This window comes from Arthrobacter senegalensis, from assembly GCF_059091765.1.
The window spans coordinates 421,891-433,229 of the sequence record NZ_JBNHGZ010000001.1 but is presented as its reverse complement, the minus strand read 5'-3'; the positions used below and the strand labels follow the sequence as shown (position 1 = coordinate 433,229).

Annotated in this window: 11 protein-coding genes; 5 read left to right on the top strand and 6 right to left on the bottom strand. The window is 71.9% G+C overall.

Annotated features, from left to right (window positions below):
- Positions 1–66: 66 nt before the first annotated feature.
- The 5 genes from AC5RVG_RS01965 to AC5RVG_RS01945 all read left to right on the top strand — a co-directional run bounded on the left by AC5RVG_RS01965 (position 67) and on the right by AC5RVG_RS01945 (position 4,840).
- On the top strand, positions 67–723 hold the full coding sequence (locus AC5RVG_RS01965) for a helix-turn-helix transcriptional regulator (protein WP_494012525.1): 657 nt from the start codon (positions 67–69) through the stop codon (positions 721–723).
- A gap of 78 nt (positions 724–801) precedes the next feature.
- Positions 802–2,025, top strand: a complete 1,224-nt coding sequence (locus AC5RVG_RS01960) for a cysteine desulfurase family protein (protein ID WP_494012524.1) — start codon at positions 802–804, stop codon at positions 2,023–2,025.
- Between the two features lie 89 nt (positions 2,026–2,114).
- Positions 2,115–3,251, top strand: coding sequence for a tRNA 2-thiouridine(34) synthase MnmA (mnmA, locus tag AC5RVG_RS01955; protein ID WP_494012523.1), 1,137 nt, complete (start codon positions 2,115–2,117; stop codon positions 3,249–3,251).
- A 151-nt stretch (positions 3,252–3,402) separates the two neighbouring features.
- Positions 3,403–3,768 carry a chorismate mutase gene (locus AC5RVG_RS01950; protein WP_494012522.1) on the top strand — a complete coding sequence of 122 codons (366 nt, stop codon included), beginning with the start codon at positions 3,403–3,405 and terminating at the stop codon, positions 3,766–3,768.
- A 1-nt stretch (position 3,769) separates the two neighbouring features.
- Positions 3,770–4,840, top strand: coding sequence for a uroporphyrinogen decarboxylase/cobalamine-independent methonine synthase family protein (locus AC5RVG_RS01945; RefSeq protein WP_494012521.1), 1,071 nt, complete (start codon positions 3,770–3,772; stop codon positions 4,838–4,840).
- 93 nt (positions 4,841–4,933) lie between these two features.
- Here the strand turns inward: AC5RVG_RS01945 and AC5RVG_RS01940 are convergent, their stop codons facing one another.
- From AC5RVG_RS01940 to AC5RVG_RS01915, 6 genes are all read right to left on the bottom strand, one after another.
- Positions 4,934–5,575: a DUF4166 domain-containing protein gene (locus AC5RVG_RS01940; protein ID WP_494012520.1), complete on the bottom strand. Its 642-nt coding sequence runs from the start codon at positions 5,573–5,575 to the stop codon at positions 4,934–4,936.
- Positions 5,576–5,638: 63 nt separating this feature from the next.
- Entirely contained in the window at positions 5,639–6,931 is a 1,293-nt protein-coding gene (locus AC5RVG_RS01935; RefSeq protein WP_494012519.1) for a DUF58 domain-containing protein, read from the bottom strand.
- Between the two features lie 8 nt (positions 6,932–6,939).
- On the bottom strand, positions 6,940–7,965 hold the full coding sequence (locus tag AC5RVG_RS01930; RefSeq protein ID WP_494012518.1) for an AAA family ATPase: 1,026 nt from the start codon (positions 7,963–7,965) through the stop codon (positions 6,940–6,942).
- Entirely contained in the window at positions 7,962–9,221 is a 1,260-nt protein-coding gene (locus AC5RVG_RS01925; RefSeq protein ID WP_494012517.1) for a DUF4350 domain-containing protein, read from the bottom strand. Before AC5RVG_RS01925 ends, AC5RVG_RS01930 begins: the two co-directional genes overlap by 4 nt.
- Positions 9,218–9,922: a DUF4129 domain-containing protein gene (locus AC5RVG_RS01920; RefSeq protein WP_494012516.1), complete on the bottom strand. Its 705-nt coding sequence runs from the start codon at positions 9,920–9,922 to the stop codon at positions 9,218–9,220. Before AC5RVG_RS01920 ends, AC5RVG_RS01925 begins: the two co-directional genes overlap by 4 nt.
- Positions 9,919–11,295, bottom strand: a complete 1,377-nt coding sequence (locus tag AC5RVG_RS01915) for a glycerophosphoryl diester phosphodiesterase membrane domain-containing protein (protein ID WP_494012515.1) — start codon at positions 11,293–11,295, stop codon at positions 9,919–9,921. Before AC5RVG_RS01915 ends, AC5RVG_RS01920 begins: the two co-directional genes overlap by 4 nt.
- Between the last annotated feature and the right edge of the window lie 44 nt (positions 11,296–11,339).

The window sequence follows — 11,339 nt, the reverse complement described above, 5'->3', positions numbered from 1 at the left end:
TGGGTACATCCGACTTTAGAAACCGGTTCCAGATAAGTCAATGCGCCCCCCACCGGAAAGGACCCCATGGCCGACCAGCCGTCACCCGGACTCCCTGCCGTCTCGGCCCTGGGCGACGACGTCCGCCGCCGCCTCTTCGAATTCGTCCGCTACAGCGCCGAACCGGTGACCCGGGACCAGGCAGCCGCCGCCCTGGATTTGCCGCGCAGCACCGTGTCCCTCCAACTGGACGCGCTCGCCGGGCACGGACTGCTGAGCATCGAGTTCAGGAAACTCAGCGGCAAATCAGGGCCGGGCTCCGGCCGGCCGGCCAAGGTGTACGCGGCGGCGGTGCCGGAAGTATCGGCCTCCGTGCCCGAACGTGCCTACGGCCTGGCCGGCGAGTTGCTGGCCACGGCGGTCGAGGAATCGGCCAGGACCGCCCGCCCGGCGCATGAACTGGTGGCCGAGGCCGCCCACGCCAAGGGCCGCGAGCTGGGGGCCGGCGCCGGCGGCCTGGCGGAAGCCCTCGCCGCGGCGGGCTACCGGCCGCTGCCGGACGCGGCCGGTTTCGCGCTGGGGAACTGCCCGTTCCACTTGCTGGCCCGCAGCCACACGGAAACGGTATGCGGCCTGAACCTCGCCCTGCTGCAAGGGATGCTGGCCGGCTGCGCGGACCAGTCCCACCGCGTCGCCGCAGATCCGGACGGGCCGTTCTGCTGCGCCAGGATCAACCGGCGCTGAACCGCCCGCGGGCTCCGTGCCTCCCGGGGCCGGGCGACGGGCTGAAATTAGGCGCACCGGGGCATGTAAAATATTGGCGTGCCCGTGTACCTTGACCACGCGGCGACCACGCCCCTTGTGGCGCAGGCCCTGGCCGCACTCACCCATGAACTCAGCCGCAGCGGAAACCCCTCCTCGCTGCACGGTTCCGGCCGGCGTGCCCGCAGGGTGGTCGAGGACGCCCGCGAAACCATCGCCGCCGCGGCCGGGGCGCATCCGTCCGAGGTGATTTTCACGTCCGGCGGTACCGAAGCCGACAATCTTGCCGTCAAGGGCCTGTACTGGTCCCGGCGCGACGCCGACCCCCGGCGGCGGCGGATCCTGTGTTCGCCGGTGGAGCACCATGCCGTGCTCGACACGGTGGAATGGCTGGCGAAGCATGAGGGCGCCGAGGCGGTCTGGCTGCCGGTCGACGCCCACGGCGTGGTCTCCGTCGAGGCCCTGCGGCGGGAAATCGAAGCCGACCCCGCAGCCGTGGCGTTGGTCACCGTCATGTGGGCCAACAATGAGGTCGGCAGCGTCCAGCCGATGGCAGAAATAGTCGCCGCCGCGCAGCCGCACGGCATCCCGGTCCACTCGGACGCCGTCCAGGCGTTCGGCCACCTGCGGGTGGATTTCAAGGCCTCCGGGCTGGACACCCTCGCCATCAGCGGGCACAAGATCGGCGGCCCGGTGGGGGTCGGTGCGCTGCTGGTCGGCCGGGACGTGAAGCTGACGCCCGTCCAGCACGGCGGCGGCCAGGAACGCGACATCCGGTCGGGCACCCTGGACACCCCGGCGATCGCGGCCTTCGCCGCGGCCGCGGAGGCCGCCGTCGGGCAGTTGCCGGAGGAAGCCGCACGGCTGGCGGAATTGCGCGACCGGCTCATCGCCGGCGTCGCGCGCGGCGTCCCGGAGGCGGTGTTGCGGGGCACCCCGGATCCGCAGCACGAGGGCCTGCGGCTGCCCGGCAACGCGCACTTCACCTTCCCGGGCTGCGAGGGCGATTCGCTGCTGTTCCTGCTGGATCTGGCCGGCGTGGAGTCCTCCACAGGGTCGGCCTGCACCGCGGGAGTGCCCCGGCCATCGCACGTCCTGCTGGCCATGGGGCTGAGCGAAGAAGAAGCCCGCGGGGCCCAGCGCTTCACGCTCGGGCATACAACAACCGAGTCAGACGTTGACTCACTGGTGGCAGCGCTGCCGGAGGCATACGCGCGGGCCAGGAAGGCCGGGATGGCCGGCCACGTCTCCAGCATCCAGACCGCGGGCACGCAGTTCGGCTGAGGCCTCGGCGGACCGGGCAGGTGCGGTGGGGTGCACGGAAGGTGGCGGCCGCGGCGGACACGACAACGAATCAGTAGGGAAACGAATTCATGAAGGTACTGGCAGCGATGAGCGGCGGCGTGGACTCTGCCGTGGCGGCGGCACGGGCGGTGGAGGCCGGCCACGACGTGGTGGGCGTGCACCTGGCCCTGAGCCGGATGCCCGGCACCCTGCGCACCGGCAGCCGGGGCTGCTGCACCATCGAGGATTCGCGCGACGCCTGGCGCGCCTGCGACATCCTGGGCATCCCGTACTACGTCTGGGACTTCTCCGAGCGGTTCAAGGAAGACGTGGTGGACGATTTCATCGCCGAATACGCCGCCGGCCGGACGCCGAACCCCTGCATGCGCTGCAACGAGCGGATCAAGTTCGCTGCGCTGCTGGAGAAGGCTCTGGCGCTGGGGTTCGATGCGGTGTGCACCGGACACTACGCCAAGGTCATCGAGGACGAGCACGGCAACCGCGAACTGCACCGCGCCGCCGACTGGGCCAAGGACCAGTCCTACGTGCTGGGCGTGCTGACCCACGAGCAGCTGAAGCATTCCATGTTCCCGCTGGCCGAAACGCCGTCCAAGGCCGAGGTCCGCGCCGAGGCGGCGGCGCGCGGGCTCTCCGTGGCGAACAAGCCGGACAGCCATGACATCTGCTTCATTTCCGACGGCGACACCCGCGGCTGGCTGGCCGAAAAGATCGAGATGGAATCGGGATCCATCGTTGACCAGGACGGCCAGGTGGTTGGCGAACACGAGGGCGCCAATGCGTTCACCGTCGGCCAGCGCCGCGGACTGAAGCTGGGCCGGCCCGCCCCGGACGGCAAGCCGCGGTTCGTGCTGGAGATCCGGCCCAAGGAGAACAAGGTGGTGGTGGGACCCGAGGACCTGCTGGCCGTCGACCAAATGCGCGGCATCAAGGTCTCTTGGGCGGGCCTGCCGTTGCCCGAGGTCGAGGCGCACACCGAGTTCGACTGCATGGTGCAGGTCCGCGCACACGGCGACCCGGTGGCGGCGCGGGCGCAGGCGGAGGTTGGCGAGGATGGCCGACAGCAGTTGGTCGTGACCCTCATCGAACCGATGCGCGGCGTGGCCCCGGGCCAGACCATGGTGCTCTACCAAGGAACCAGGGTGCTGGGCCAGGCAACCATCGATTCGGCGCGTTCGCTGAGCTGGGACCCGGCCAACGTTTCCTAGATGAAGGCACCGCCCGGCGCGGGACCCCTTCGTCCGGTCCGCGCCGGCGGCGGTCGTCCTTTCGGGCCGGGAACGCGGGCCGCGACGGGCGGTGCTTCACAGAGCGGTAACCGGTGCACCTCCCGCGCGGGCCGAACCATAAACTGGTGGCATGACCGACCCCCGCCTTGCCGATGATTACGACCCGACCGCCAGCTCCCTCTCCGACCAGGTGGCGCCCGAGGTGATGGCGGAGCTGTTGGCGGTGCGGGGAAGCATCGACAACATCGACGCAACGCTGGTCTATCTGCTCGCCGAGCGGTTCAAGGCGACCCAGCGGGTGGGGTACCTGAAGGCCGCGCACAAACTGCCGCCGGCGGACCCCGATCGCGAGACCGCCCAGATCAACCGGTTGCGGCGGCTGGCCGAAGAAGCGCATTTGGATCCGGCCTTTGCCGAGAAGTTCCTGAACTTCATCATTTCGGAGGTCATCAGGCACCATCAGGCCATCTCCGACGAGCACAACGGCGGCAACTGACATGGCCGCCGGTTCCCACGGGCCTGCCGCCGACGTGAACGCCGCCGGGCGGCCCGCCCACGTGAGCGCCACCGGGCTGGGCAGCTGGCCCGGCACGGAACCAGCCGAGGCCGCGCGCATCGTCCGCGGTGAACTGGGCGAGCCGAACCTGCCGCACCTGGTCGAGCTGCCGGACCGCGGCGCCGGGTCGGATCCGACCGCACGAACTGCGGGCATGCTGGAGGGGCTGTTCATCGATCTGCAGCCGCACGGCTGGCGCTTGGTGGACCGTCCGGGGCAGGATCACCGCAGGGCCGTGTCCGCGCTGCGGACCGACCTGAACGTGCTGGCCGATGTGGTCGGCGCCGAAGACCGCCCCGGCGACCAACTCAAGATTCAAATGCGCGGACCGATGTCCCTGGCCGCCAACCTCCACCTGCACAACGGCGAACGCGCCCTGATCGACGCCGGCGCCCGGCGCGACCTCGCCCAGTCGCTCGCGGCAGGCGCGGCCGGACACCTGGCCAAGGTCAGGGCCGCGTTGCCGGCCGGCACGGAACTGGTGGTCCAGCTCGAGGAGCCGGAGCTCGATGCCGTGCTGGCCGGGACCATCCCCACGGCCAGCGGATACCGCACGCTGCGCGCGGTCGCGGCCACGGAGGCCTCCGCCGCCTGGGATTTGGTGGCCGCCGCACTGCGCGATGCCGGAGCCGTGGAGGTGGTGGCCCTGGTCCCCGCCGCCGATGCGTCCCTCGACGCCGTGGCGGGCAGCGCACTGGACGGGCTCGCCCTCCCCACCGGTGCCCTGACCACCCGGCAGTGGGAGACCATCGCCGCCGCGGTGGAAGCGGACCGGACCGTGTGGGCAGGCATCATTGACCCGGCCGCGGGCGCCGTTCCGCAGGTCAGCGCGCTCGTCGATGCGGTCGTCCGTCCCTGGCGGCAGCTGGGCCTGCCGTTGACGCGGCTGCCCCAGGTGAGGATCACGCCCTCCGCCGGCCTGGCCGGACGTTCGCCGGAGACGGCGCGCGCGGTGGTCAAGCGGCTCACCCAGACGGCCGACGCCCTGAACCAGGTCGTCGCCGAGGCATGAGCCCGGAGCGGCTCCGACCGGGGCGGCCCCGACCAAAGCCGGCCGCGGGCGGCCGGCAAAGAATCCCGGATTGCGCGCTGTGTTGGACTTCGATTAGGCGTGCACCGCGTACGTAAAGGATCCGGAGTATTCCAGCACGGTGCCGAGTTGGCGCTGAATGACCTTCGTCCGGATCCGGAAACGGCCCTCGGCTCCGTCCCACCACTGTTCCGTGAAGGCCGCGGCATCCAGCAGCAGCGGAAGCCCGATGGTGAGCGGGCCGGCTGATATCCGGCATCGCCGCGACGCGAGGCGCATCCGGCCGTCGGCACCGACCGAGCACGCCACGTCCGTCAGCAGCCGACCGCTGCGGCCCAGCGCACCGACGGGCCGGCGCAGATCGTCGTCCCAGCTGGTCCGGTCCTCCACGATCCGGGTCCGGTCGTCGAAGCTGAGCGTCCTGACGGCGGTGAGCTCCGGCTGGCCGCTGGCGTTCAGGGAAGCCCGGTTCTCGATGCTGAAGGGCACATTCTGCTGGTACTCGGGGAACAGAGCGTTGTCGCCGCTGGTCAGGCCGAGGAACGGCCGCAGCGCCGGAACCGGGCAGCCGGCGACGTCGAACAGGCCGGACCCGATACCCCGGGCTTCGTGTCCGCCGTCGTCCGCTGCCGGCGGGGCGAGCGAGAAGTATTCCTGCAGTTCGGGCGCCAGACGGGGAAAGTCCGGCCTCAGGGCCATCTGGTAGACGGAAAGCATTGCATCACCATCCGGGTCGGGAGGCGGGCCGGCCAGGCAGGCCGGCAGCGGGGTCCATGGCGGTTACAGCCGTCCGGCGGCTTTGAGCCGGATGTACAGGTCGGCCAGTTGAGGCGGCAGTTCGTGCGGGGGAGCGTCCACCACTTCCGCGCCGAACTGGCGGATCTGCGCGGCGACTGCCGCCCGTTCCAGCACGGCACGCTCGGCGGCGGCGGCCCGGTACGTGTCGTCGGCGGTCCCGCGGACGGCGCGCAGCCGGTCCACGTGCGGATCGCTGACGGAGGCGACCACCACGGTGTGCTTGGCGGTCAACTGGGCCAGCACCGGCAGCAGCCCCTCCTCCGCCGCCCCGGAGTCCAGCGAGGTCAGCAGCACCACCAGCGACCGGTGCGAGGACAGGGCGTGGATCTCCGAGGGTATCTGCGACCAGTCCGCCTCGATCAGTTCCGGTTCCAGCGGGGCCATGGCGTTGACCAGCTGGTTGAGCAGGTTGCCCTTGGCCGCGGAGGCAACCCTGGCCCGCGGCCGCCGGTCGAAGGCCAAAAAATCCACGCGGTCGCCGCCGCGCTCGGCGAGCACGGCCAGCAGCAGCGACGCCTCGATTCCGGTGTCCAGCCGCGGCTCGTCCTCGATCCGTGCGGCCGAGGTGCGGGAGGTGTCCAGCACGATCACTACCCGGCGGTCGCGTTCGGGACGCCAGGTGCGGACGACGACGGCCTGCCGCCGGGCGGTGGCGCGCCAGTCGATGGAGCGCACGTCGTCGCCGCGCACGTAGTCGCGCAGCGAATCGAATTCGGTGCCGGCCCCGCGGATTTGCACCGCCACGCGGCCGTCCAGTTCACGCAGCTTGCGCAGCTTGGAGGGCAGGTGACGCTTGGAATGGAACGGCGGCAGCACCCGCAGCCGGCCGGGCAGGGCGATGGTGATCTGGCGCGCGGCCACCCCCAGCGGCCCCAGCGACCGGACGGTGACGTGGTGCGCCTGCAGGTCGCCGCGGCGCTGCGGCGTCAGCTGCACCTCGACCAGCCGCCGTTCCCCCGGCGCCAGTCGCACGCGCTGCTCCGGGTTGACGGCGCCGGCCGAGGGCTGCCAGCCGTCGCGCACCACGGCCCGCAGCCGGCGGCGGCCATGGTTGGCCAGCAGCAGCCGGGCCGTCACGGATTCCCCCAGCCGGACATTCGACGGCAGCCTCCGCTGCAGCCCGACGCGGCGCGGCGACAGCGCCAGCGACAGGTCCACGCCGACCGCCGCGGCCAGCAGCAGGCAGCACACCAGAGCCGTGACGGGGCGCGGGAAGAGCATCAGCGGGATGACGCCCGCCAGGGCCAGCAGGACGAAACGTCCGGTGATCGCCACGGCGTCACTCAGCGGGGGACCGGCACGGTGGCCAGGATGCTCTGCAGCACGTCGTCGGCCTGCACGCCGTCCATTTGCGCCTCCGGCCGCAGTCCCACCCGGTGCCGCAGCGCCGGCAGGGCCATCGCCTTGACGTCGTCCGGCGTGACAAAACCGCGGCCGTTCAGCCACGCCCAGGCCCGGGAGGTGTTGAGCAGGGCGGTGGCGCCGCGCGGCGAAACGCCCAGCTGGAACGACGGCGCGGACCGCGTGGCCCGGACCAGGTCCACGATGTAGCCGACCACCTCCGGCGCGATCGCCACCCGGGCCACGGCGGCCCGGGCCCGCACCAGGTCCTCGGCGGAGGCGGCGGCCCGCACCCCGGCGGCCTGCAGGTCGCGCGGGTCGAAGCCCTGGCTGTGGCGGCGGATGATTTCGATTTCCGCGTCCCGGTCGGGCAGGTGCATGGTGAGCTTCAGCAGGAAGCGGTCCAACTGCGCTTCCGGCAGCGGGTAGGTGCCCTCGTATTCCACCGGGTTCTGCGTGGCCGCCACGATGAACGGTTCGGGCAGCTTCCGTGAGGTGCCGTCCACCGACACCTGGCGTTCTTCCATCGCTTCCAGCAGCGAGGCCTGCGTCTTCGGCGGCGTCCGGTTGATTTCGTCGGCCAGGAGGATGTTCGTAAAGACCGGGCCCTCCCGGAAGCGGAATTCGGCCGTGTGGGTGTCGTAAATCATGGAGCCGGTGACGTCGCCCGGCATCAGGTCGGGCGTGAACTGGATCCGCTTGGTGTCCAGGCTCAAGGCGGCGGAGAGCGAGCGGACCAGCAGCGTCTTGGCGACGCCGGGCACTCCCTCCAGCAGCACATGCCCGTGCGACAGCAGGGCGATCAGCAGCCCGGTGACGGTGGCATCCTGGCCCACCACTGCCTTCGCCACTTCGGTGCGGACGTCATGCAGGGTCTGGCGCAGGCGGTCGTCGTCGGCGGGCGGCGTGGCGACGGCCGGCCCTCCGCCGTACTGGGATGCCTGCCGCTGTCCTGGCTGATCGCTCATCGGTGCGTTACCTCTTTCTCTAGCTGCTGCAGTTCTTGTGCCCAGGCCGCCAGCCGGGCTTCGGTGCCGGGTGCCTCGTGGCGCAGGAGGCGCTCCAGTTCGGCACGCGGGCGGCTGCTGTCCCGGGCTACCGCATCGACGACGTCGGCGCTCGCGGCGCCTGCGGGCAGCCGCAGGTGGGCGGCGAGCCGGGTCAGGGTGGCGGCGCGCAGGTTGTCGGCGGCGTGGTTCACGGCCTTGGCGCTCCGGTACAGCCGGGCACGGCCCTCGATCGTCTCGGCCGAGCGGACCACCACCGGCAACGGCTCGGACACCAGGGGCCCGAGCCGGCGTCCGCGCCAGAACATCGCGGCGACGCCGACGGCCATGAGCCACAGGGACACCGGAAGCACCCAGGCGGGCAGCAGGCTCATGGGGTTGACCGCTTCGCCGGACACCGGAAGGTCCTCCAGTCCCGCCCGGTACCACACCAGCCGCTCGGTGGCTCCCAGCGTGCGCAGGGCCAGCGCGGCGTTGCCGGCGCGGACGACGCCTTCGTTGCTGAGCACATGGCCGGCGCCGAGCACGATGGTGGCTCCGTCGTCGGACACGACGAAGGGCGCCGCGTCATCGGCCGGTGTCTCGAAGGCGAAGCACAGCTCGCCGCCGCCGCGGTAGGCCAAGCCGCCGCGGGTGATTTCGCCGGCCGCGGCGGGGCCGGGCAGGCCGCAGGCGGCCGCGAGGTTGCCCCCGTCGGCAGGGACGACGCCGGCGGCCCGGACGCCGGGGGCAAGGGCCCGCAGCGCCTCAAAGCCGGGCTCGAGCAGCACGATCCGCGCGGCCTGCTCCTTCAGCGGTTTCAGCTGCCCGGCGGTCAGGTAGCCGTCCGGGTCGTGGATCAGCAGGGCGGCGGCGCCTGCCGTCAGCTGGTCCCGGGTCTCCTGCAGCGAATTCGTGGCGGTCACCTGCACCCCCTGCTGGCGAAGCACTTCGGCCACGGCCTGGGCCCCGTTGGGCGCGGCGTTGCCGGGGGAGAGGTCGGCGCGGTCGGCGGCCGGGCCGCGGAGCAGTTCCAGCGCCACGACGCCGCACAGCAGCACCAGCAGCAGGAGCCAGAAGCTCCACCGGCGCAGCCGGTCGCGCAGCGTGGACAGCACCGAGCCGCCGTCGCCGACGGTTTCCGGCAGGTCTCCGGGTGCGCCGCCGGTTCCGGTGGTGCCTCCGGCGAAGCTGTTGGCTGCCGCAGCAGTCCGGTCCGCGGCGCGTGCGTGGCTCATCGCGGAACCGCCAGCGGCGCCGGGCCGCTGCCGCCCGGCTGCGGGGAGGCCGCGGCCAGGGAATCGTCCAGGGCCGCCAGCTGGTCAAGGTCCGCACGCGTGGCGGGAACGTTGCCGTACCGCACGGCGTCGAACCGGTTGGCCGCAACCCGCAGCCGCCCGGCCTCGGCGCCGAACGCGGCGGCGATGCCTGCGGCCGCTTCGTCGGCGGTGCGGCCCGGCCGGGCATCCAGGACCACCCGCTCTTCCATCGAGCGCACCAGCGCGCGGAACCGCTCGGTCAGCGCCGCATCCCAGTCGCCCCGGTCCGCGGCCGCCCGGGACTTGCGGCGGTGTTCGTCGGCTGTGAGCGGGACGGCGCCGTCGAACATCTCCGCCGCCGCGCGGCTGCGGGCGTTGCGCCGGGGCTTGATCAGCCACACGGCCGCGCCGATCAGCAGCAGGGCGGCCAGGACCAGGACCAGCGTGCCGAGATTGGGGCTGAAGCCATTGAGTTGGGCGACCAGCCCGGCCAGCCAGTCGAGGATGGCCTGCAGCACCGATTCCAAGACCCCGGGCCGGGCATCCTGGTACTCCTCCTTGGCCAGTTCGCGGACGAGCAGTTCGCGCGCCTCTTCCGGCCCCGGCTCCACCGGGACCTCGAAGGGGACAGCTGCGGAACCCGGTGCCACTGCCGCGATGCCCGGGGCGTGCACGGTCACGTCGGCCAGGGGCCGGCCGGCCCGGGAACCGCGGGGCCGGGTGCCGCGCCCGCGCCGAGTCCCGGAATGGTCCGGGTCTCCCGGCCGCCGGAGGCTTCATGTTCGCGCAACAGCACGACGTCGAACCCTTCGCGGCGGATCCTCAGGTCGATGTAGACCAGGGCGATCACGGCCGCTTGGAAGGCGTAGCCGATGGCCGAGAAGATGGAAGACAGCAGCATCGAGACCAGCGTGAGCGGCCCCATGGTCGCCAGCATGCTCTCGGGCGATGTGGGGTCGCCCAGCAGCGGACCGGCGAGTCCCACGATGAACGAGATGGGCATGCTGACCACGGAGGTGATCACCGTGACGATGATGGTGCACAAGAGGATGATGCCAAAGGTCCGCCACCAGCTGCGGTCGGTCAGCTGCCACGACCGGGCGAGCGCCCGGAAGACCGAGGCGCGTTCCATGATGATCACCGCCGGTGCCAGCATCAGCTTGATGCCGATCCAGACGGATACCGCCGTCAGGCCCACAATGATCAGCACGATGATCCAGGCCGAGGACACGCCGAGCTGGTCGGCCAGGAAGAAGGAGCCGGCGATGATCGCGACCAGTGCGGCAGCGGTGAGGGCGAGATAGAGCAGGGCCAGCCCGACCAGCGCACCGATCCGGCCCTTCGCGAGCGCGAACATCAGGCCGAAGCCGGTTTTCTGGTTGACCGCGGCCCGGGCGGTGGGAATGGCGAGGACGCCCTGCAGGACCAGGATCCCCACCCCGGACAGCAGGCCGAGCACGAGCGAGGAGATGATGATGGACAGGCCGAAGGCCACCGCGGATGCATCCGTGAGTTCCTCGTTGGCCATGACCTGCAGGCCGCCGAAGGCCGAAATGATCAGCCCGCCGACCAGCCAGGCCAGCGCGCTGACGACCACCTGGAGCAGCACCGCGGTGCCGAAGACCGCCGCGGCGTTCTTGCGGGCCGCCTGGAAGGCGCCGTCGAGGATCTCGCCGACGCCGAGCGGACGCAGCGGGATGACGCCCGGTTTCGGCGGAGCCACATAGCCGCGGTAAGGGCCCGGACCTGCGGGCGCCGGCCAGCCTCCCTGCTGCTGTGCGCCGGGCGGGGGCTGTCCCCACACCGGCTGCGGGTTCCATCCGGGCTGGGAGGGCGGAGGCTGCTGGCCCGGCGGCGCCCACGTCGGGTGTTGCGCGCCCGGCCCGGGCTGTCCCCAGGCCGGCGGCTGGCCCCACACCGGCTGCTGCCCCCACGCAGGCTGGCCCGGCGCCTGGCTGTCGGCCCCGGCGCCGTTGCCGGGGCCCGTGCCGTCGGGGCCCTGGCCTTGCGGATCCCTGCTGTCGTGCCCGGCGTCATTGGCCCCGTGGCTCATCGCGTCCCGTCTTCCTCATCTCGTGTCGCCGGCTGCGGGAGGCC